Here is a 22,890-nt window from a genome sequence, read left to right as displayed (position 1 = left end):
TCGCTTATCTTCTCTTGAATCCTAACGGGCAAGCCATCTATGAATTAAGCGCTTAACCTAGTACACCGAAGCGCTTATATCCTTTGGCGGATTAAGCGCTTTAACGAAAGTGTATGCCTTACTGGAGGCCCTGCATGCCTTTCAATTTCATAATTTCCACGCACGACAGCATCATGATGCCGATCCCGTGGTTGTCGTTCAGCACCGTAAGCAGATCATGCTTGTAATAGTCCCCCGTAAAGGAATAACGGGACCCGCTGCACACCCCATGCACGCTGCCGCTGCGATCGATGGCATGCTCGGTCAGCCCTTGCCATGCCCGAATGGCAGCCTCGGCAAACCGTCCGGGATTCTCCAGCCAGCCAAACCTCACGCCTCTGGCAAAGGCGTAAGCGAACATCGCCGTGCAGGAAGCCTCCTCATAAGCCTCCGGATCGGTAATGACCTGTCTCCAGAGCCCTGACTCGCCCTGATAGGAAGCGATCCCGGCGCACAGCTCGCGGAAAAATCCAAGCAGTGCCGGGCGGTCCTTATGATCGTCCGGCAGGCGCTCCAGCAGCTCGGATAGGGAGAACAGGCTCCAGCCGTTTCCGCGTCCCCACGGTATCCGTGTCGCTTTCCCGTATTTGAAATCAAATACGTGGCTTATCACGCCCTCCTCCGGCATGAACAGATACTCCCGGTATCTCAGAAACTGCCTTGCCGCTTCGTCCAGATAGGAGGAATCGCCTGTAATCCCGGCGTACCGCGACAAGAACGGCGTGCTCATGTACAGATCGTCCGCCCACATCGTATCCGCGGAATACTCGGAAACGCACAGCCGGTAAAAAGCCCCGTCCTCCCGGCGTTCCAAGCGGTTCGCCATAAAATCCGCAATGACCTCCGCGACCTTCAAATCCTCCGGACTGCCGCCGCTTTCCGCATAGGCTTCCAGCATCGCGGAGCCGAAAGAACCGCAGTTGTCCAGCATTTTAATCAGCACCAGCTGATGGTTAATGGACGGAAAGCCGTACGTATCCCGGTCCCAGACCGCGTATTCGTACCATGACGTGCAGATGCCGATATGTGCCCGGGCATATTCCGCAACATCCGGCCGCCTCAAGATTCGAGCGGTCTGCAGCAGACCGTACATCGTCACGCCGAGCGGATAGTCCCAACGCCCGAAGTTGCTGGCCGAGCCGGAGGTCCATTTGTTGCTCAGCATGGCGTTCTCATAGAACGGCCTGACCCGGCAGCCCGGCGCATCCAGGGACCATCCGGTCAAGCCGCGGCCGTCCGCGAGCCGGAACAGCCTTTTGACCGTGCACACCTCCTCCGGCGTTTCCTCCTTCGCTGCCGCCAGCGGGCCGGCATACAACCAAGGAGACGGCGCCCCCTGTACCGGAACCGGGAGCACGAATTCCAGCTCTTCCCCCGCATGATAGGCCTGAAGCTGAAATCCCCATCCGGACGGCCCGCTGCTGCAGCGGACCAGCAAATCCCCTCGGCAGCTCGCGGCAGGCAGCTCACAGCGGAAGCCTCCTCCCTCTTGAAGGTCAAGGACCGGTACAGGATGTCCGCCGATCCAGACCTGCAGCCTGCCCCAAGCACGGCCCCTAAGCTCAATCGGATCGGCGGCGGCAGGCACCTTCAATCGGCTCCAGGCATACCCCGATACCGCTGCCCCAGGCAAGCCGAACATTCGCTCAAAATTCGGCTTCACCGCTTCCTGCTCGCTCCAGCCTGTAACCGGGAGCCAGCTCACACCCGTTTCGTCTTCGCTTCCGTGAGCGTTCGGAAAGCGGCCGCTTTCGCCGAATAGGCCGGCCGTCAGCGGCCCGGCATACGCCCAGCCGGCAGCCCCCTTCCGGTCCGCAAACGGGGACAGCACCTGCAGGATTCGGACCTTGCCCTCCTGGGCGCCAAAGCGGCAGCCGAATCCGGCCTCAGTCCTGCGTGCCTCAATCAACAACGTGTTCCAGCCCGGATTCAATACCAGCGGAATGACAATCTTCGCATCGGGCTTCATCTCGTCCTCGGCTCCTGAACGGTACATCAGCTGCTCGTTCAGATAGAAGCGGACCGGGCTGAACGGCATGATCGCGGCATCCAGCGACCGTTCATCGTCGCTCCACACCAGACCAAGCGCAAAGGCAGCGTCTCCCTGCTTCGCATCCCGAAACCGGTCGCCGAAGTTAAAGTCGTAGAACCCTTCTCCGGTCTGAAGAATCCCCGTACCGGCGAACGACCGCAGCGCGAACGGAATTTCCGGGTTCGCCCCGATGTAGCGCCCGGCAATCGTCTTCAGAATGCCGGCATCATCATCGCCGAGCCAATACCGGATGCTCTCGCGGGCCTCGATATAGCTTGTCATGAAGATTCGCCTCCTTCCGTTCGGCCGTGCGCTGCCATCGGAGAAAGCTTGATGTCAATCTCCTTCACGAACGGAGTCACCACGTTCAGCAGCAGCGTACGGAACCCGAGCGGATACGCCGCTTCCCGGACGCCTGCCGCCGTATGCTCAAATCCGGCGCCGCTGATCTCCATCCAGTCGCCGCCCGCTTCATAACGGATGCTCCCTCCCATCCAGAACTGGGTATCCACGCCCGCAGGAGCAAGCTCACCGCCGCTAAGGGCTCCGGCAGCAGGAAAAATAAGCGAGATTTGCGACACGACATCCTCCGGCTCTGTCGAGGAAATGACCAGCTTCCAGCCTTCGCTCGTCTCCACCACATCCACCTCCACCTTGTGCCGCTGGAGATGCGTCTGTGGGCGGCAGTGATGCGGCAGCAAGTACCAAGGGCTGACGTCTTCGCCTGCGCTTGCAGGCAGATCGGCTTCCGGCACCGGGCCGTTGTAGCCCTTTTCCTGTTCGCCGGATAGCCGGTATCCCTGCTCAAGCGGTGCCATCCGGCTCATCTTGACGAAGCCGGGCTCGAAATACGAGGCAAACTGCACGCCGAGCAGGCGGGCCGCACCATGTCGGAGCGAAAAGAAGGAAGACATCTCCGTGCTTACCGTCACACTGGTATGGCCCTCGCGGATTCGCGCCACCGGGGCGCCAAAATCCGTGTGCATCCGGCTGTAGCGGATAACGCCGTGATGGCCGGCGTCTGCAAAGCCGGACAGATAGCGCTCCCTGGGAAAATCACCGTTCAGCACGATTCGGTAGTTCTCCGGCATCGGCTTCGTCTCCGCACCTTCACGCAGAAGCCCTGGATCCAGCAGCAGCCGCACGGCGGCATTCGTCGGCGCTCCGCCGGGATGCTTCAGCAAAGCCAGCGACTGTTCGGCCATGCCTTGGAATACCGGGTCCCCGTCCAGTGAAGCCATCATCAGACACGGCAGAAAATACCCCGACATATCGAAGCTTTGGCCGAAATCCTGCCGGCCGGAATATTCGGTGACGATCTCTCCGTCCGGGTGGACCAGATAGGACATCATCTTCAGGTTGGCCCGGACCGGCACCAGAAGATCCGGACGCTTCAGCAGCCTGGCCGCATGAATCAGCATGACATCGCTGACGACGTTGTAAATCCCGTTGCTGCGCTCGGTCCACTCCCCGTCCGCCGTGGCATCCATGCCTTCCGCGAGCCACTCCCGGGCCCGCTTCAAGGCGTCCGGCGAATCAAAGAGCTCATTCAAGAAGCCCAGCGCCGCGCAGATGACCCACCGATGATTCGGCGTATGGCAGCCTCCGGTAATCAGCGCGGGCAAGGTCCGTTCCAGGAACAGGAGCATATCCGCAACCGCATCCTTCAAGTCCTCCCAGCCGTCAGCCATAAGCAGCTGCGCGGTTTGCGCGTAACCAACCACCACGAAGGCGGTATCCGGCGGGGAATGGAAATTCGTCCAGCCGGGCGATATCGTGCCGTCGCTATGCTGAGCCGCAAGCATGTAACGCGCGGCAAGCGCAAATCGACGGGCCAGCTCGTGATTGCGGTAATATTCGGATGCCGGATTGCAAAGCGCGGCGGCCCAGATGGCCATGGCGGTCGGCGTCCCGCTGTTATGGTTGGGCGAAGGCAGCCCGTTCTCGATCGTGCGGACCCCGCCGTACCAGCGGTACTCCGGCTCCATGATCTGACGGTCCATCGCCTCCCGCACCCAGCTGTCGTTCACTTCAAAAACCCTGTTATACATCATAAGCTCCCCCTGATCTCCGTCATCCCTAACCTTTTACCGCTCCCAGCATAACACCGCTGACAAAGTAACGCTGCAGCCAAGGGTACACGATCAGAATCGGTACCGTGGCAAACACGACGCTCGCCGCTTTCAGGCTTTCCGTGGCTGCTCTGATACCTGCGGAAGGTCCCTCGTTGCGGGTCAAATCCGTAATCATGTTGTTCTGCACCAGCTGGTAAAGCTTCAGCTGCAGCGGATAGAGCTCTTCCTTCGTGATATACAGGAGCGTGTCCTGGAATCCGTTCCAGCGCCCCACGGCATAGAACAGGCTGAGCGTCGCGATCACCGGCAAGGATAGCGGCAAGATAATCCGCAGCATCGTCCCGATCTGGCTCGTGCCGTCAATCTCGGCCGCTTCCTCGAGGCTTTCCGGAATACCGTTGAAGAAGGAGATCAGGATGATGAGATAGAACGGACTGATCAATCCCGGCAGAACCAATGACCAGATCGTATTCAACAAGTTCAAGTCTTTTACGAGGATGTACTCCGGAATGATCCCCCCGCTGAAGAACATGGTCACGATGATAATGAACATGAAAAATTTGCGGCCCTTCAGCTTCTTTTTCGTCAGCGGATAAGCGGCAATAATCGTCATGATCATGCACATCACCGTCGTCAGCAGCGTCAGCATCACCGTAAAGCCCAGAGACCGGATCATGCTGGAATCGGAGAATACGGATTGATAAGCCTGAAGGCTGAATTCCACCGGAAACAACGTCACGTCCCCCGACGTTACCGCCCGGTTGGAGCTGAAGGATATCGCGATAATATGGAAGAAGGGTGCCAGGCAAATAAGAACGAACACCGCAAGCAGGATGATGTTTACGGTATCAAAAACACGGTTCGACACACGCTCGCTCATGAGTGAAGCTCCTTTCTGTACAACGTTAAATGATGGATTCGTCCGTCAGCTTTTTCGATGCATAGTTCGCGCCCAGCAGGAAGATCAAACCGACCACCGCCTGGAACAAGCCGACCACCGTCGCCAGCGTATACTGTCCGGATTCAAGACCTGTCCGGTACACATAGGTGCTGAGCACGTCGGAATAATCCATGACCGCTTTATTGCCGATGACGAACGGACGGTCGAAGCCGATCGCGATCATATTGCCGAGATTGATGATGAGCAGCGTGACGACCGTCGTCTTCAGGCCCGGCAGCGTGATATGCCGTATCCGCTTGAACCGGCCCGCTCCGTCCACCTCCGCCGCTTCATACAGCTCCTTATTGATGCCGGTCAATGCCGCCAGATAGAGAATGGTTCCCCAGCCTGCGCTCTGCCACACGCCCGTCGCCAGGTAAGTAATGAGCCACGTGTCTTTGTCTGTCAGGAAAGGCACCGATTCAAAGCCAAGCGCCATCAGCACGTTGTTGATCATGCCGGATTGCGTGCCGAACACCTGATACACAATGCCGCCTATAATAACCCATGAAATGAAATGGGGAATATACAAAATCGTTTGGGATAACCGTTTAAACCATCGGATCCGGAGCTCGTGCAGCATAATCGCCAGAATCAAAGGCGCCGGAAATGAAACCAGGAGGTCCAGCAGGTTAAGCATCAGCGTGTTGCGTAATGTTTTATAAAAATCCTGGGTTTGGAAAACTTCACGGAAGGCATCCAGCCCGATCCATTCGCTTCCGGTAATGCCTTGAAAGAAATTGAAATCCTTAAACGCGATCTGAACGCCCCACATCGGGCCGTATTTGAAAATGATGAAATAAACCAGCGGCAGAACAAGCAGTGCATATAATTGCCAGTACCGGCGCAGATAAACGGTTCCACTCATCTGAATCATCCTCTCCTTGCTCATGACGCCGGGAACGAAGGAACGGCCTCAACGTTGACAGCCGTCCTTCCCCATATCCCGCTGCGGATTATCTTGTTATTTAGACTGCATTTCCTGATAAACCTTGGTCCGCTCGTCGAGGATCGCCTGGCCGCCGCTGACCATATAATCCTTCATCGTGGTTTCGAAGGTTTTCTCGAAGTCTTCCGGTTTGGCCATGGCCGTCTTGACGATCATCTCTTCGTATTTCGCCTGCAGGTTCGTGCCGTACTTCGCTTCCGATTCGATCGGACGGTCAAAGTTGATCGGCTTGAACGTATCCGTCGCCGCGATTTCCACCGCCTTGCGGTGCAGATCCTGGAATCGCTCCGGGAAGTTGGTGGTCAGCTTCTCCCGGTTTTGCGCATCGTCGCCGACAAAGTTGCCGTTGGCAATAATGGCAATATCGCCGGAGTTATACAGACGGTCAATCACATCCTGAGGGGCGTCCGGCTTGATGACGGGAATGCCGTCGACCATTTCGTAGTTTTCGCCTTCCACGCCGTTTTGCAGAGCCAGCAGATTCTCAGGGTCCGCCATCCAGTTCAGGTATTTGATCGCTTCGACCGCATGCTTGCTAGTTTTCGGAATCATGATGTACATGCCGTTTGGCGCGTACTCAGGCTTTGCGTGCTTGCCTTCGGAGTTGGTGAACGGGTCCACCGGCTCCAGCTTGGCATCCGGCTGGTTTTTCAGCAGCGTATCATAGGTGCCGTCCGCGTAATACAGGTTCGGATAGTCCTCCGTCAAAAAGCCTACGAGACCGTTTGTCACGTCCTGGGTCAGCTGCTTCTTGTCCTCGTCCAAGCTGAAATCGCGGCTGATCAGCCCTTCATTGTACAGCTTGTTCATGAATTGGAGCGCATCCTTGAAGCCCGGCAGCAGAGTCGGGTAGTCGTTGGCCCCGAGCTTTTGAATCAATGTGTACTTCTGCTCCTCCGTGGTCGGCTGGATAAAGGACCAGATCAGCGGATCATATTGCGCCGGTTCGATCGTCATGCCGAAAGGAATAACCTTGCCGCCAGTTTCCCCGGGATCCTTTTCTTTAAAAGCCTTCAGCACCTCGTACAGCTCCTCCGTCGTTTGAGGAACATCCATGCCGAGCTTATCCAGCCAGTCCGTGCGGATAAAGGAAGAATACTTGCCCAGGAATGCCCGTTTTCCGGGAACGGCGAACTGCTTGCCCATGTACTGGCCGTAGCTCATCGCGTCCTCATCGAGAAACGCCTTCAAATTCGGGCCATGCTCGTTGATCAGATCGGTCAGCTCCGTCAAACCGCCCTGCTCGGCATAACGGTTGAAGGTGGGCGTGTCATACGTAAACACGATATCCGGCACATCGCCGCCGCTGGCCATGAGAACATTCAGCTTCTTGATTTCTTCCGAACGGGGTACCGGTACGAATTCCATCTTAATGTTGTTAGGGGTTCCAAAGTTGTCCTGGATATATCGCGTAAGGTAACTGTCGGTAATGGTGTAAGGCTCCGGCGTATTGCCGCGATCGAAGATTTCGACCTTCAGCGTGACCTGCTTACCATCATTGGATCCGGTGCTTCCACCTGAGGCATCGGTGCTGCCGCCCGATTTTGACGAGCATCCGGATAATACGACCGTTCCGGCCATCAGCATCACGAGCGAGAGCTTAGCGAGCTTGCCCCACGTTTTCTTGCTTGCCGCCATAGTTACATCCCCTTTTCGTTTTAGATATGTCCCTGTCGATTCGCGCCGATCTTTTTTTAATGAAAATGTCCTGCGGGGACAGCCGGGAATCCAGCTTCGCCCGCCATCAGTGTAAGCGCTTAACCTTTCGGGTGTCCTCAGTATGCCTTAGCGGCCGGCGAATGACAATAAACCAAATTCCAAACCTATAAACCCGCACGGTTATAAGGTTTTCCGGATTCCGCATGACTATTTTCGTATAATAAACCGATTTCAAATGTTGGCTGAATGCCCTGCTGCACCGGCGTTTGCTGCCAAGCTGCGACTCCTGATCCGGCGTGATTGACAGGCTACGGTATGCCCGATATTCGTAAAATACGAAACGGGTGCAGCTTCCGCTTTGGAATGTTCTGCACCCGTTGCTTGATCCATATAAACGATAAACCGTTTTCGTAATCCAAACCGCTTTCCTAGGAATCCGAACCCCTTCGTCATCCAAACCGCCTTCTAGGATTCCAGACCGTTTTTTCTTCATCCAACCGCCTTCTAGGATTCCAGCTCCGTACCCGGGGAGGCCTTCATCTTGAGCTTGCGGTAATCCCCCGGGGTCATCCCCACCGTCCGTTTGAACACCCGGCCGAACGTTATCGCGTTGGCATACCCGATTTTCTCCGCGATTTCCTGGGTCGAAAGCTCGGTATTCACCAGCAGCTCTTCCGCCCGCTTCATCCGCAGTTGAACCAGGAAATCGACGAACTTCATATCGTATTCCATTTTAAACAGATAGCTGGCATACTTTCCGGAGATCTGGAAGCGGTCGCTGAGATGCTTGAGGGATAAATCCGGATCCTCAAAATGCTCCTCGATATAATGCTTCATCTCGCTGATCATGGCACGATAGCTTTTCGTTTCGCTGAGCGCTACGTAAGTACGGTATATTTCCGTTAAGTGGTCACTGATGCTGCTCTGCAGCTCATCCAGCGTCGCTGCACCGGCAAGGACTGGCTCCAGGCCCTCCGACAGCTGGCTGCGCAGCTCGTCGGATAACGCGCCGACCTCCCGGGAGAGCAGCTGAAGCATGCTTTTGACCAGAGACCGGATGATATCATCCTTCAGCCGCTCTTCCTTGAACGATACGAACATATCCTTCAGCCGGGTTCTCCACCCTTCGTTATTTAAGCGGAAGTCCTTCACCAGCTCCGAAATCTCCGTCAGATAAGGAAGCAGATGGCTTAAATCGCCTTTGGACAGCTCGTCGCCGACCAGCACAGTATGCTCGCCCATCGCCAGCCTGTGGCCAAGCGCCTCCGAGGCGGAGCGGTACGATGTCCCGATCTCATGGAGGCCGGCAACCCTGCCGCCCAGTCCGAAGCTCACCGACATGCGGAGCTTGTCCTCGACCCAGCCCCTGCATTCCTCGGCAGCGTGGATCAGACCCTCGCGATAACCGGCCTCACCTTCGGGCAATGCAATCAGAATACCGACGCGGCTTCCGGTAATCCATTCAAGCCAGCTGTGGAAGCCGGCGTTGCGTGAGATTTCCTGGAACACGTTCATCAGCGCAAACTTCAGCACGTTCTGGTCACGGACGGTATGAACGTCCCGAAAACCGCTGTAATCATTGATTTCGCCAAGCATCATGGCATAACCGGCCGTCTTTGCCGGCAGCTGCATCGGAGCCAGCTCGGCCATGCGGAATTGCAGCTCCTCCTCGGGCTTCTGCCCGCTGATCAGGTCCATAAACAGCTGGCTGCGCTGAAGCTGAAGATTCTCGTGCTGCTTTTTGTCATAATCCATGGATCGGCTGATCAGGCTTTCAAGCGCACTGTCGATCATGGACAGCTCATCCTTGGCCGCCTGCGGCATGCTGAGCTGAATGGACTCCACACGGTTCATCAGCGCTTTGATCGGCTGATAGTTCCGTCTGGTAATATAAACGATGTAGATAATGGCGAGCACCACGGTCACAAAGCCGATCACGATCCAGATGTAGGACACGACCGACACCCAGGCATAGAGCTGGCCCGCCCGGAGGCCGCTTTCAAACGTCCACCCCAGCTGATCCGATTGCAGCGTCGTCAGCACCTTGCCTTCTTTGGCCCGGTTATCCCCTCCCATTCGGGACGCTTCGAAGATCAGCTCTCCGCCGGAGTCCAGAATATTCAAAAAGGAAACGCTGTCATTTATCATCGGATTGATCATCTGCTCCACCCGGTAGATGCCGACGTTGATCACAAGCAGACCCTGGGTGCCGAAGGGGAGCGGCAAATTTTTATGCATGGAGATGACCTGCTTCGGCTTGTTCTCGCCCAGGCCCGTCATGGAGCGCACGGCCGACCAGCCCCGGTAATCGGGCTCCTTCAGAGCTTGCTCGATGAACGATCGGTCCGGAAACGATTGGAGCGGACTCTGGCCGCTTGTGGTTAGCACCGACTGATCCGAGTGACGGTACAAATAGACCGATTCAATCAGGCCGCTTCCCGTCTGCAACCCGCGCAGGCGCTTCACCAGCGAGTGCATCAGGTTCTGATCGGAAGAAGGGTCGCTGAACAGATAGCTTGAGTAGAGGGAGCTGGTCTCCACTTCGTTCAGCACGTCCATTTCGATGGCATTGATGGACCGGTCCAGGTCTTCCATAATAAACCGCGTGGAAATCCCGTTCGCCTTGGCCGCCTCTTCACGCGAGGCTTCGTTGAACATAATGAAAGAAAGAAACACAATGATCGTAATCGTAATGAGGAAAATGGGAAAATAGGAGAGAAGCAGCTTGCGATACCAGTTGTGCTGCAAAGGGGTCAGTCCTTTCTCTTCCAGGTTAAGCGTTTTACTTATGCTTGTGCTATATTGTAGCACGTTCTTGTCTCTCTCTGAAAGAGGGGCGTCCCTGGTGAAAGGACCGATGGATGAAGCTGCTGCATTAGGACGACAATCTGGGCGCTAAAAAAAGGAGCGATGCCTGCACCGGCATCACTCCTCCTTATTCACACGCTTGGGGTCGCTTGGTTCGAACGTTATGCGTCCTCGCGCTTTATTTCCTTTATGGGATCGGTATGCTGCAAACGCTGTGCGTCCTCTTATTATCGTTCAGGGGATCGCTCACTCGCTAGCTACATACACAATCCTTCCGGGCTCCCTTTATTTCACCAGCTGCCCCCGCGTAACGCCAAGCTGATTGGTCGCCTTCAGCGTTTTCCACACCTGGGTTCCGCTGATCTCTCCGCGAAGAGCACGGTTGTACAGATCGATGACCTGATGAACCTGCTCCGGCGTTTCTTCCAGGAATTCCACCCGGTAGCGAGGCACGCCGAGCTCCATGAAGTTCGAGAGGTATTCCGCGCCGGACTGCTCAATGGCGTTGTATACCGTGTTGCGGCAGCCTTCGTCCACGCGCACCGGATGGGACATGCCGATCCGGTCCTGCAGGGATGCCCGATGCTCCTCGCATGGGCGGCCGCAGTTCGTGTAGTCCGTTCCTTCGCTAAGGAAGGTACAGTACACGCAGTGCTCGGTATGGAACATCGGCAGATGCTGATGGATGACGATCTCCAGCTTCGACGTGTCCGCCTTGCGGAGAAGATCCACCATCTGCTGGATGTTCAGGTCATACGAAGGCGTGACGACGTCGCAGCCGACTTCGGTGAACAAGTCAACCGTTTTGTGGTTGGCAATGTTCAGGGAGAAGTCGCCGATCAGCCGGGGATGCTTCGCCCCCGGGTTCTCCATCCGGTGGCGCAGGTAGAAATACAGCGCCCCGGTGTTGCGCACCAGCACGGCGTCCGGCTGGAGGCGCAGGATGTTGTTATGGTAGCCGTTCTCGCCCGGCATGTGGATGCGCGGCGTGGCCAGCGCAATCTGCTTGCCGGCTGCCCGGACGGCTTCCACCGCTGCCGGGAACTGCTTGATGAACTCGAAGTCGGCGTAGATCATCTCGACGCCGGCTTCGAGCGCAGCCTGCACCTGCGGCAGGCTGCGGCACAGCGCGGTCAGCTGCGCTTCCCCGCGCTTCACCGGCGCTGAAGGCGCTGCTGCATCGCCGTACACCTCCACCGCCCGCTTCACATATACGGGCGGCTTCGGCCGCTCGCCGGCAAGAAGCTCCACCGCACGGCGGCGGATGCTGTTCAGCTCGCGAATCGGCACGATGACGTCGCCGTACAGCTCGACGTCCAGCTCCTCGAGCTGGAACACTGTTCCGCCCAGGCGGCCCAGCTGCTCCTCGAGAATCTCCCGATTCAGGGGCCGCTTCTGGGCGATTTCCAGCTCCAGCTCCGAATCCACCTGGACCGTCGTGCCCTTCTGCACATCGGTCCACCAGGTCGACAGCGGCTGTCCAGGACGTCCGCTCACCCGTACATGAACCGGAAACACCCGGTACGGCTTGTCCGTCTCGAACGTCTGGCGAAGGCGCTTGTCCAGCGCCGGATCGCTCGTCTTCCAGATCCGGTCGCCGACGTGGACCTTGCGGAGATCCACATCGCTGCGGCCCGGCACGATGTCGATGATCCAGCCCTCCTGGGCTTCGCCCTCCAGCTTGACGCCTTTGCGGCGCACGTCATAGACGCGTCCGCCTTCTTCCTTCTTCGTCGGGTCGCCTGCATCGAATACGATGCCGTCGCCGCGCTTCAGCGGCGCTTCCAGCTTGCAGACGACGCCGTCGCGCAGGATCTGCTCCACCCGGCCGAGATACACGCCGCGGCTTTTCGGGAATGTGCCCTCAACCAGCTTTTTATTATTCGTGCCTTCCAGGAAACCATGCGTGAAGCCGCGCGAGAAGCTCTGCTGCAGCTCGCGGACCTCCTCCTTGCTCGGACGCGCATCCTCGCCGTCGAAATAACGGTCGATGGCTTTCCGGTACTTGCTCACGACATTCGCCACATATTCAGGGCTCTTCAGACGGCCTTCAATCTTGAAGGAAGTCACGCCCGCTTCAATCAGCTCCGGCATCAGGTCAATCGCCGCCAGATCCTTCGGAGACAGCAGGTATGCCACATCGCCCATCGGCTTCTGCTCCCCGTCCACGATCAGATCATACGGCAGGCGGCATGCCTGCGCGCACTCGCCGCGGTTTGCCGAACGGCCGCCCCACATTTCGGAGGTCAGGCACTGTCCCGAGTATGACACGCACAGCGCGCCGTGCACGAATACTTCCATCGGCAGCTTCGCTTGCTCGCCAATCTTCTGAATTTGCTTCAGATTGTTCTCTCGTCCCAGCACGACCCGCTCCATATTGAACGGCTTCGTGAACTCGACCGCCTCCGGCGATGTAATCGTCATCTGGGTCGATCCATGGATCGGGAAATCCGGCGAGATTTCGCGGATCAGCTTCACAAGTCCCAAATCCTGCACGATCACGGCGTCCACGCCGGCGTCCACGCATGCATCGATCAGCTCCTTGGCATCCTCCAGCTCGTTCTCAAACACCAGAATATTAAAGGTCAGGAACCCCTTTACCCCGTAGCTGTGAAGGAATGCCATAATCTCCGGCAGCTCGTCCATCCGGAAATTGTTCGCCCTCGCCCGGGCGTTAAACTTCTCGACGCCGAAAAAGATCGCATCCGCGCCGTTCGCCACGGCAGCCCGCATGCAGTCCCAATCGCCTGCCGGCGCCAGCAGCTCCACGTCTTCTCTTCGCAACGCTTTTATGTCCATCGATATCCTCCATCAACCGGCGCCAGGCCGGCATGCTATATATACTTTCTTCTTGTGCTCTACGAAAAAGCGACAGCAGTTAAGCAAGACTGTTCTCCTGTCCCTTCCCTGCATCTGCCCCTCATCAAACACCGTTCATTTTCATAGAATATACGACGATTCGTTATACCATCTATTGTAAAGCGATTGAAAGCTTTTCAACTTATCTAGTGTACCAGAAGTCGGGCCTTGCTTCTACCTGCTTGCTTGATTTCCACCGTTTTAATAGTGTTGCCAGAATCCGCACGCAGCTTTCCCTTACTCCGCTCCCTCCAGCACAAAATCCATACTCGCCAGCCGCTTGCCGTTGACGATAATATGGAGCCGATGGTCGCCGGAATAGAATCGCCGCGTGGAAATCAGCTTAAACGACTGCTTCTTCTCCACCGTCCAGCTTCCCGGCGCATACCGCTTGTCTGAGCATTTGTAGCGCTTCGGAGCCAGCTTGCCGCTCGCCTTCATATAATCGATCTCGTAATCGATCCGCAAGGATACCGGACTTCCCGTATCGTTCACAACCTGAAAGCTGAATTCCAGCTCCTCCCCTACCGCGATCAACGGACGTTTGATTTTGAGCTCGCGCACTTCGATGCCCTCCAGCTCCTCAAGCTCCTGATAGCCAAAAATCGCAAGCGCCCGGATATCCCCCTTGCGCAGCAAGCTCCGGAGAGCATGCCGGACGATCCAGTCCGTCAGCGGATGTTTGCCGTACCAACTCGTTGCCAGCTCCAGCACCAGCTCCGGGTGATCCTTCGATATATCGTTCAGATGGTTCGCCACGCTTTTTCTGACATACAGGGACGGATCCTCTTTAAGCCGCTCCAGGATCGGCAGCGCCGGCCGCGGGTCGCGGATCAGGCTTGGCAGCTGGGGAGCCCACGGCAGACGGGGTCTGATGCCTTCGCTCGCAAGCCGCCGCAGATGCTCGTCATCCGACTCCGCCCACGCCGCCATCTGCGCCAGCATTCGCTCCTGGTCCCGGATAACGAAGGGGCGAACCGCAAATTCGGCAGTCGAATAATGCGTGAATACCGCCAGCGCCTCCATCGACGTCTCCCACTGATCCATGCCGTTCAACTCCACGTAATCCGGGAAGAAAATATACTCCACGCCCCGGAAAAAAGGAGCAGCCTGCGTCAATATCGCAGCCGCCTTCGGATACGAGCCAGGCAGCACTTCGGTTAGCGCCATCGTGATATGGCGGACACGCTGCTTGAACTCCTCCTGCTCCCAGGCTTCATTATGAATCAGCCCCAGAAACCGGCCTTCATCGAACCCGGCATATACCTCCCCGATCCGTCCCGCCACCGTTTGCAGCAATTCTGTCGTATATAAATCCTTTAAGGTTTCTCGCATGTCGATCTCCTTATGAAAAAAATTTTCGCTCTCATTTCCTGCCCATTTTCGCTCCATCCAAAGGGCGATAATCGCGCCAGCCATGCGGCTTCCCGCCCGTATTACCTCACGCCCTGCGACCGGAAGCGCCGTGCTCGGTGCCCTTCCCATTCCATATCATGTGGTGTAGGATGAAATTATTAGACGCCTGTCGCTGAGGAAGGTACCTGGAAGCTTGGGATGATTCCAGTTTACCAAATTTGGGGGGCGTTTTGCTGTACGGGTCTTGTTCGGGGCAAAATTCGCTTGCCATTTTCATTGCATCTTTTTCATCAGGAGTTCTAGAATTCTTTTTCATACATACCGCATTTTGCATAGGAGACAGGGGGGATTCAGCATCCGCAGAGGAAAATGAACGAATCATGCACATCAGGAGATGAAGAAGACATGGAAAGTTGGAAGAAAAATTTATGGATTTTATGGTTCGGTTCTTTTATCGTTTCATCAAGCTTCTCGATGGTCATTCCCTTTCTCCCGCTGTTTCTGATTGAGCTCGGCGTTACCAAGCATACGGAAATGTGGTCGGGCCTGCTGTTCAGCTCGGCTTTTTTTGCCGGCGCGCTCTCCTCGCCGTTCTGGGGAGCGGTCGGCGATAAATACGGCCGTAAACCGATGATTATTCGGGCGGGCATGGTGCTCTTTGTCATCTATGTGCTGATGGCGTTCGTCACGAACGAGTATCAGGTGCTGATCCTGCGCCTGCTTCAGGGGCTGCTGTCCGGGTTTATCCCCGGGGCCATTGCCATTGTCGGCACGAATACTCCTGAGAAAAAAGTCGGCTACGCGCTCTCCATGATGTCGACGGCAACCGCGACCGGCGGCATTATGGGACCGATGATCGGCGGTACCCTCGCCTCCCTCTTTAGCAACCGGATGGCGTTCGGACTAGCCGGGGGGCTCTGCTTTATCGCTACGCTGCTCGTCATTTTCTGGGTCAAGGAAGAGAAATTCGTGCCGAGCAAGGAGCGGGTGTCGGTAATGAATACATTTAAAGTCGCCGGTCATAACAAAGCGCTGCTGACCGTGCTGGCGCTTACCCTGCTCACGCAGTTTTCCGTCATGACGATTGAGCCTGTATTGCCGCTGTATATCGCGCAGATCGGCGGCTCGTCGAGCCATACCTCCATGATTGCCGGCTTCGTCTTTTCGATCGTAGGGATTGCCAGCATTCTGTTTGCCGCACGCTGGGGGCGCCTGGCCGACAAAATCGGCTTTCACAAAGTGCTGCTGATCGGTCTTCTGGCCAGCGGCATCGGGTCTCTGGCCCAGATGCTGTTCAGCAATATTTGGGCGTTCTCCGCCATCCGATTTGTCTATGGCGCCTTCTTCTGTGCCGTATTCCCGGCGCTGAACGGCCTGGTTGTCCGCAACACGCCAAGCGAGTTCAGAGGCCGGGCGTTCAGCCTGAGCCAGACGGCAAACCAAATCGGCGGCATGGCCGGCCCCCTCTTCGGCGGTCTGGTCAGCGGCATCTTTAACATTCATTCCGTATTCATGATGACCGGCCTATTGATGCTGATTACGACGGTGATCACGTACTGGACGATGCGCAATTCTGGGCAGTCTCCCCTGCCCGCCAAGAACAAAACTTCCGCATCTTCCTAAGGTGAAAACTTATTATACAGAGAAGGAGCGAGGCGTCTTTATGCGCCCCGCTCCTTTCTTTTTACAATGATCCAATCCGTGACTTTCGCATGCGAATGCCCGACACTTCCAACACTTATTACACATGCATAAGCTTGTCCGCCTCATCCCACGGGACCGCATAGCCCGCTCCCTTCGCGCAGAAGATGGAGGATGAGGTGTACTCGGGGTCGGCATTTTTGTCATACCCGATCCGGCGGATCACCTCTTCTTCGTTGTGGCAGCGGTCATAACCGCCGTACGTCAGGGTAATCGCTCCCCTCCCCTTCGTGTAGGCCGCAAGCTCCATCGCATAATTCATCAAGGTAGAGACCGGGGCGGTGCCAGTTACCGTCACCTTGTCTCCCGTCGTGTCCGGCGGCTCGAACGTCGCCTTGGCCTGTGTCAGATCTGACAGCAGCCGGCCGATGTGCTCGAGCTCCACTTTGATTTTGAACTGATAGTACGGTTCCAGCAGCAAACTCGTCGTTTTCTCCAGCCCCTGTCTGAGCGCGCGGAAGGTCGCTTCGCGAAAATCCCCGCCATGGGTATGCTTGTTATGCGCCCGTCCCTTTAACAGCGTGATCTTCATGTCGGTCAGCGGAGATCCCGTGAGCAGCCCATGATGCTCCCGCTCGCCGATGTGCTGGGCAACGAGATGCTGGTAGTTCACCGGCAGCATGTCGGGATGGCATGCGTTCGCAAACACGATGCCGCCGTTCCGCTCCCCCGGCTCCAGCTTCAGATGAACCTCCGCATAGTGCTTGAGCGGCTCGAAATGCCCGCTGCCGATGCTCGGACGGGCGATCGTTTCTTTATATAAAATCTCCGGCTCGGCGAATCCGATCCGGTGTCCAAACCGTTCGTCCACGATCCGCTGCAGCACCTCCAGCTGAATGGTCCCCATGACATGGAGATGGATGCCCTGGGAAGCCTCATCCCACTGGACGGACAGGGAGGGATCTTCGGCATCCAGCAGCCGGAAGATCCGCAGCATATCCTTCGGATGGACCGAGGAATCGAACTGCACCTTCGATTTCAGCGTCGGCACGAGTTCATAGACCGTTCTGCCGCCAAGCGCCCCCAAGCCGTCCCCGGCCGCTGCCGATGACAGCCCGGTCACCACGAACAAGTCCCCGGCGCCGACCTCATCGACCATGGTAAATTTCTTGCCGTGAACCAAGCGAATTCCGGTGATCTTCTCCCGCATGGCGGCAGGGCCGCCGTGGTAGGTCACTTCATCCCGTACTCGCAGCTTGCCGCTCAAAGCTTTTATATAGGTCAGCCTGGTTCCCTGATCGTCATGGCGGATTTTGTACACCCGGCCGGAGAACTCCGCCCCCCTGTCATAATCGGTATGAAGGAGGCTGTCCAGCTGCAGCAGGAAGTGGGACACGCCGATACTTTGCAGAGCCGAGCCGCTAAAGCATGGGAAGATTCGTCCATCCTGAATCATCTCTCTCATTGCACTAAGCCATGTGCCCGCATCGAACCCTTGGTCGATATACTGCTCCAAAAGCCCCTCGTCCCGCTCGGCAACGACCTCTGCCAGAGAGGGTGATATCCCGCCTTCATGCAGCTTGTCTTCCTCGGAAATCAAACAGACATCTTCAGTAAGCTCCCGTCTGATCTCTTCGAGCACCCTTTCGGAATCTGCACCCGTTCGATCGATTTTGTTCAGGAAAAAGAAGGTCGGCACCCCATACTTGCGCAGCAGCTGCCATACCGTCTCCGTATGGCCTTCCACGCCTTCCACCGCACTGATCACGACGACGGCCGCATCCATAACCTGAATGGCCCGCTCCATCTCCGGCGAGAAGTCGACATGGCCGGGCGTGTCGATCAGGTAATAGGTCGAGCCTTGAAACGGCATGATCGCCTGATCCGCAAATACGGTGATGCCCCGCTCTTTTTCAATATCGTGGTTATCCATATAAGCGTTCCGGTGATCCACCCTTCCGCGCTCCTGAATGGTATGTGTTAAATATAGAAGCTGCTCCGCCAGCGTGGTTTTGCCTGCATCCACATGGGCGAACAGACCGATCGTTTTGTTCAATGCGATCCCCTCATTCCTCTACCCGGTATTCGTGCCTAGCAAGTCGGTGTTATTGTATCACAGCGGGCCGCCGGCAGGAACTGCCTTACACGCGGTCAACATAGCTATATCAGCAGCCGTCCAGGCATCTTTCACTTAGAAAGCATTTCGTCTGACGGCTTCGATCGGTTCGATTGGATTCTTCCGAATTCATTCCCTTTCTCCCCCTACCCTCATCCTCCCGGTTCATCCAACACAAGCTCCGTAGCAAAAAAAATCGCCGTCCCTGCACAAAAAAAAATCGCCGTCCCTGCACAAAAAAAAATCGCCGTCCCTGCACCAAATGGTGCTCTTGGGGACGGCGATTCGGCCCGGGCCGAGATCGCCCTTATTTCCATCCAACTCCTCATCATCTTGGAACCTCATAAGGTTAACTCATTATCTCGGCACTCCACGCCATAGCCCTGCGTGGACATTACTTAACGAACTCAAAGGAGGACAGCGTCCGTTCGAGTGCAGACTGCTGGGCTTCCGTTGCATTGGCATCATTCAGCGTGGTGATGATCGTGTAGGTAATGCCGCCATTCTCGAATACCAGCTCCCGGGTCGTATATTCAATGCCATTCTTGACCTGATGCACGTTGAAGGACACCGCCGGAACACCGGCAACCGTCGTCTGCTCGATCCCCAGCAGCTTAAGCGATGCGCCCGGCACAGACGCGGCTTCATTGTAGTAACGCTTCAGCTGGCTAACCACGTATTCCGCGGTTGTGTCCTGCTGAACCGCAAGCTCGAACCGGCCTCCGGCAAATGCATATTCGATATTCTCCTGCTCGAACTGGTCGCGCACCGGCTCCCAATATCTTGGAATATCGATATGATAACGGTATGCCCGTGAGCTCTTCGCGCTCATCCGCGTCTTGTCCGTGAGGAAGCCTTCTTCACCGATTCGTCCGAAGTTCTCCGGTACCGCCTCATAATCGATTTCCACCGATTCCAGCACCTTCTTCCAGCTCGCGGCCGTGGCCTCCTGCCCTTCCGGCACCGCATATTCCAAATAGTAGCGGTAGCCGTTCTTCTGGACCATCACTTCATATTCCGTGATCCACTTGTCCCCGTACGTATACCGCACTTCCTGAACCTGTCCCCGGACCCCTGAAATTTCGACAGGCGTTACGCCGATGATCTGGTACGCATCCTTCACGAACGACTCCGCGAACCAATCCTGAAGCCGCTGCGCCCAGGCTGCCAGCGTGCCGTTCGCTCCGGTAGGCGCCGATGTGACCGATACGGACAAGTATCCCTGTCTCTCGGCCCCGTACAGCATCTCCCGATTATCAATCTGCCAGCCGGCCGGCACCATCAGACGGATGCCGTATTCTGCATTGCCGGCCTCGCGCAGCCCGTTCACGACGGTCGAGATATCTTTAAGCGACTTATCCGATCCGTTATAGGAGGTACGGAACGAACCGAGCAGCCCTGCATGCTTATCCATATCACGATAGTGGACCGCCTCCGCATCCGCAAAATACAGCTCGTACAACTTCTTGTTGTCATAATACTGCCGGCTTTCCCACAGCACGCCGTCCACGTCGCGGGAAACAATGCGGGCATAAGGCAGCGCTCCGGCTTCGATCTTCTCCTCGTGCAGCACGATGTCACCGGATGCCTCGACCTCCTTCACCAGCTGTTCGAGGAGATCATCCGTGTCCAGCTCCACCTCTTGCGGGGTTACATGCACCTCCAGGTAATAGCGGCCCGTGGTGTCATTGAATGCAGTCCCGCTCTCATCATCCGAGCCTCGCCCGACCATCATCCAGGACGGATAATTGATGCTCCAGCCGTAATAGCTGTTGCCGATTCGGGTCTTGCCGTTGCTCGTGTTGATCGCATCCTCGTCGCGCTTCTCTTCCTTATCGGTAACGGTCAGGCTGATCGACAGCTTTCCTTGAGCCGAGGTTACCTTAGCTCCGATCCCTGAGGCCACGTTCCGCAGTGGTACCATGAGCGTTCCGGAGACCATCGTCGGGGCAGCCGGAAGCTGCACCTTCTTGCCGTCGATCCAGGCCGTCTTGTTATCCATCACAAGCACGACCGTATGCGGCCCCTGCAGTAGCCGAACCCGGTTCTCTCCTTCGAGCCGAATCTCGGTGCCAAACGCTTTCTTGAATACGCTTAGCGGCACCATCAGCACGCCTTGCTGCACAACCGGCTTCGCGATTTCGTACGCATTGCCGTTGACCGAAGCCGTGCTGCTGCCGCTCTGAATCGTCAGCACCCGCTTCTCCGATGCCGCATCGCCCCATGCCGGAATCGATAATCCTGCCAGCAGTACCGCCGATGACAAAGCTCCGACAGCCATCTTTCTCAGCCCGCGCGATATTCCGGTTCTCTCTCCCATGATCATGCGCTTTCGCCTCCCTCATCGTCAGCCGATACAGCGGAAGCGCCGTCCCGGCTGAGCTTCAGGCTGACGTTTACAATATCCCCGTCCCGCTGCATCAGCAGGCGAACCCGCTGTCCCGGCGTGTAGGACTTCAGCCGCTCGTTAATATCCACCACGGAGTAGACACGCTTTCCATTGATGCCATACAGCACGTCCCCCTCCGCTATTCCAGCCTTCTGGGCCTCGGCGGACAGCACCTTGGTGACCGTCAGCGGGTCATCCGAAGGCAGCCCGACAATGGCGGACCAGCTTTCCTCCAGCTCCAGCCCAAGCGTGGCTCTCCGGACCTCGCCGTACTTCAGCAGATGATCGACAACATACCGGACGGTTTCGGCCGGAATGGAGAAGCCCATGTTTTCGATGCCGACAGCGGCGAATTTCTTGCTATTAATGCCGATGACCTCGCCCTTCAAATTGACAAGCGGTCCTCCGCTATTTCCCGGATTGATTGCGGTATCCGTCTGAATCAATCGGTAGGAGCCGTCAACGCTCCGGTTCAGCCCGCTGACCACCCCGACCGAAGCGGAGTTCCGAAGCGAGAACGAGATCGGCGTGCCGATCGCAACGACCGTCTCGCCAACCACTGCCTCCTGGGCGGTTACCGCGAACACGGCGGGCTTGAGGGACTTGGCATTGATTTTGACGAGTGCGATATCGCTCTTCGGATCGCTAAAAACGGCCTTCGCCTTATAGGACTTGCCATCGGACGTAACGACGGTAATGCCGCTTAGCCCGTCCACCACATGGGCGTTCGTTACGATCCAGCCGTCCGCTTTCCAGATGACGCCCGTTCCGTGCGCCAGATTATATCGATCATCCACTTCGCCCGGCGTTCCCTGGGCCACTTTACCGATAATGCCCACTACCGACGGCGACAATCGGCTAATCACGCTTGGTACCGTTCCTTGCTCGTATGTACTCTTGACTATAAAACTACTTGCTGCCGCAGCAGCCTCCCCTTCCAAGATGGCCCCATGGCTTCCTAGCATGAGCGCAGTGCTCAGCAGCAGCGCCGTTGACACTTTGTATCCGCGTCTCTTCATTTGTTCACCTGTTCCTCCCCGGTCCCATCCTCGATCCCGTTTCACGTTCACTCCTATAATTTATCATATTTTTCCATATGCAACCATGACTTTAAGACCTATATCACGTGCACTATTGAACGGAATGCAAGACAGGTGCGTAATAATTCCTGCAAACATAATCGCATGGCTGCATTACACTGGGTTTCGGTACAACTAGCACCATGTAAACCGTTCAAGTCGCATTCGATCAGTCGCCGGATCCTTGTCCGGTACATGAACGAACAGAACACAAAAAGACGCTCTCCCTGCTCCATGCAGGCGGCGTCTTGTTTGTATGTATTATCCCTTCGTCATGACCATTCATTACGATCGTCCGTACGGTTTAACTATTTGAACCAACCGGTAACCATCGCGTAGTCCGAGTACAGGAACACGAGCAAGCTGACGATACCGAAAGCGATTGCGAATTTATTTTTTTGGCGGGCCGTCAGCAAGCGAACCACACCAACAAAAATGAGAATGGTGAACAGGATCATAAAGATATCGAAATACTTGAACTTGGCAGTTGCATCCGATACAGCTGCAAGGAACATGAGACGTACCTCCTCGTGAGTTTCTTTCTCGGGCAAATTTGCATATCTTCTTCTATGTTATCCGTGTGTCCGCCAAGATGCAAGTCCCAGTGGTCACAAAATGAAAAAAAGTCATAGAAATTTCTCATATTTAACCAGTCACTTCGTTTTTGGCGTGAAAATGATCATATTCTTTGGGCTTGGATCATCGCACAAAGGCCGCTGCAGCGGCGGATCGTCCTTCCCGATCGCTGTTATATCCTGGAGCTGGAATGATCCTATCCTGAAGGTAAGATCAGACTAAACTTCCATCCTTAGGATGGCCGCCTATGCTGGTCATTTATTCGTATGGCATCACGCCAACGTTCGGGTTTCTGAAGCCATTCCACTCCCCAAAAAAAAGAGCGCCCGATGATCCATTCATCGGGCGCTCCGCAAGGCTTCAGGAAGCGGC

13 protein-coding genes are annotated in these 22,890 nt (G+C 56.3%); 1 reads left to right on the top strand and 12 read right to left on the bottom strand.

What is annotated here, in order from left to right; translation table 11 throughout:
- Positions 1–118: 118 nt before the first annotated feature.
- From BBD41_RS17015 to BBD41_RS16975, 8 genes are all read right to left on the bottom strand, one after another.
- Positions 119–2,353: a glycoside hydrolase family 88/105 protein gene (locus BBD41_RS17015; RefSeq protein WP_099478296.1), complete on the bottom strand. Its 2,235-nt coding sequence runs from the start codon at positions 2,351–2,353 to the stop codon at positions 119–121.
- Positions 2,350–4,125: a hypothetical protein gene (locus BBD41_RS17010; protein ID WP_099478295.1), complete on the bottom strand. Its 1,776-nt coding sequence runs from the start codon at positions 4,123–4,125 to the stop codon at positions 2,350–2,352. The genes BBD41_RS17015 and BBD41_RS17010 overlap by 4 nt, the downstream gene beginning before the upstream one ends.
- 25 nt (positions 4,126–4,150) lie before the next feature.
- Positions 4,151–5,026: a carbohydrate ABC transporter permease gene (locus BBD41_RS17005; protein ID WP_007132248.1), complete on the bottom strand. Its 876-nt coding sequence runs from the start codon at positions 5,024–5,026 to the stop codon at positions 4,151–4,153.
- 25 nt (positions 5,027–5,051) lie between these two features.
- On the bottom strand, positions 5,052–5,954 hold the full coding sequence (locus tag BBD41_RS17000; protein WP_007132249.1) for an ABC transporter permease: 903 nt from the start codon (positions 5,952–5,954) through the stop codon (positions 5,052–5,054).
- A gap of 96 nt (positions 5,955–6,050) precedes the next feature.
- Positions 6,051–7,673: an extracellular solute-binding protein gene (locus tag BBD41_RS16995; protein ID WP_099478294.1), complete on the bottom strand. Its 1,623-nt coding sequence runs from the start codon at positions 7,671–7,673 to the stop codon at positions 6,051–6,053.
- A 525-nt stretch (positions 7,674–8,198) separates the two neighbouring features.
- Entirely contained in the window at positions 8,199–10,505 is a 2,307-nt protein-coding gene (locus BBD41_RS16985; protein ID WP_237086820.1) for a helix-turn-helix domain-containing protein, read from the bottom strand.
- A gap of 282 nt (positions 10,506–10,787) precedes the next feature.
- On the bottom strand, positions 10,788–13,301 hold the full coding sequence (locus tag BBD41_RS16980; protein WP_099478292.1) for a U32 family peptidase: 2,514 nt from the start codon (positions 13,299–13,301) through the stop codon (positions 10,788–10,790).
- 297 nt (positions 13,302–13,598) lie between these two features.
- On the bottom strand, positions 13,599–14,696 hold the full coding sequence (locus BBD41_RS16975) for a DNA alkylation repair protein (RefSeq protein WP_099480670.1): 1,098 nt from the start codon (positions 14,694–14,696) through the stop codon (positions 13,599–13,601).
- Positions 14,697–15,122: 426 nt separating this feature from the next.
- On the opposite strand from BBD41_RS16975, the gene BBD41_RS16970 reads away from it, so the two are divergent.
- On the top strand, positions 15,123–16,340 hold the full coding sequence (locus BBD41_RS16970; RefSeq protein WP_077568370.1) for an MFS transporter: 1,218 nt from the start codon (positions 15,123–15,125) through the stop codon (positions 16,338–16,340).
- A 118-nt stretch (positions 16,341–16,458) separates the two neighbouring features.
- Here BBD41_RS16970 and BBD41_RS16965 read toward each other — a convergent pair whose 3' ends face one another.
- The 4 genes from BBD41_RS16965 to BBD41_RS16945 form a co-directional block, all read right to left on the bottom strand.
- Complete coding sequence (locus BBD41_RS16965; RefSeq protein ID WP_099478291.1) at positions 16,459–18,414, bottom strand: GTP-binding protein; 1,956 nt, start codon at positions 18,412–18,414, stop codon at positions 16,459–16,461.
- A 454-nt stretch (positions 18,415–18,868) separates the two neighbouring features.
- Positions 18,869–20,800, bottom strand: a complete 1,932-nt coding sequence (locus BBD41_RS16955) for a copper amine oxidase N-terminal domain-containing protein (protein ID WP_099478289.1) — start codon at positions 20,798–20,800, stop codon at positions 18,869–18,871.
- Positions 20,797–21,882, bottom strand: a complete 1,086-nt coding sequence (locus BBD41_RS16950; RefSeq protein WP_077568373.1) for a S1C family serine protease — start codon at positions 21,880–21,882, stop codon at positions 20,797–20,799. The genes BBD41_RS16955 and BBD41_RS16950 overlap by 4 nt, the downstream gene beginning before the upstream one ends.
- A 368-nt stretch (positions 21,883–22,250) precedes the next feature.
- Positions 22,251–22,457: a hypothetical protein gene (locus tag BBD41_RS16945; RefSeq protein WP_077568374.1), complete on the bottom strand. Its 207-nt coding sequence runs from the start codon at positions 22,455–22,457 to the stop codon at positions 22,251–22,253.
- Positions 22,458–22,890 lie beyond the last annotated feature (433 nt).

Origin of the sequence: Paenibacillus ihbetae (genome assembly GCF_002741055.1) — a bacterium.
GTDB classification, from domain to species: domain Bacteria; phylum Bacillota; class Bacilli; order Paenibacillales; family Paenibacillaceae; genus Paenibacillus_AQ; species Paenibacillus_AQ ihbetae.
The sequence above is the reverse complement of the archived record's forward strand: the minus strand, read 5'-3'. Positions and strand labels throughout refer to the sequence as shown.

Coding starts and splice junctions, on each gene's coding strand:
- BBD41_RS17015 (WP_099478296.1), bottom strand. CDS start 2,353: ATGACAAGCTATATCGAGGCCCGCGAGAGCATCCGGTATTGGCTCGGC.
- BBD41_RS16975 (WP_099480670.1), bottom strand. CDS start 14,696: ATGCGAGAAACCTTAAAGGATTTATATACGACAGAATTGCTGCAAACG.
- BBD41_RS16980 (WP_099478292.1), bottom strand. CDS start 13,301: ATGGACATAAAAGCGTTGCGAAGAGAAGACGTGGAGCTGCTGGCGCCG.
- BBD41_RS16945 (WP_077568374.1), bottom strand. CDS start 22,457: ATGTTCCTTGCAGCTGTATCGGATGCAACTGCCAAGTTCAAGTATTTC.
- BBD41_RS16970 (WP_077568370.1), top strand. CDS start 15,123: ATGGAAAGTTGGAAGAAAAATTTATGGATTTTATGGTTCGGTTCTTTT.
- BBD41_RS17005 (WP_007132248.1), bottom strand. CDS start 5,026: ATGAGCGAGCGTGTGTCGAACCGTGTTTTTGATACCGTAAACATCATC.
- BBD41_RS16950 (WP_077568373.1), bottom strand. CDS start 21,882: ATGAAGAGACGCGGATACAAAGTGTCAACGGCGCTGCTGCTGAGCACT.
- BBD41_RS16955 (WP_099478289.1), bottom strand. CDS start 20,800: ATGATCATGGGAGAGAGAACCGGAATATCGCGCGGGCTGAGAAAGATG.
- BBD41_RS17010 (WP_099478295.1), bottom strand. CDS start 4,125: ATGATGTATAACAGGGTTTTTGAAGTGAACGACAGCTGGGTGCGGGAG.
- BBD41_RS16995 (WP_099478294.1), bottom strand. CDS start 7,673: ATGGCGGCAAGCAAGAAAACGTGGGGCAAGCTCGCTAAGCTCTCGCTC.
- BBD41_RS17000 (WP_007132249.1), bottom strand. CDS start 5,954: ATGAGTGGAACCGTTTATCTGCGCCGGTACTGGCAATTATATGCACTG.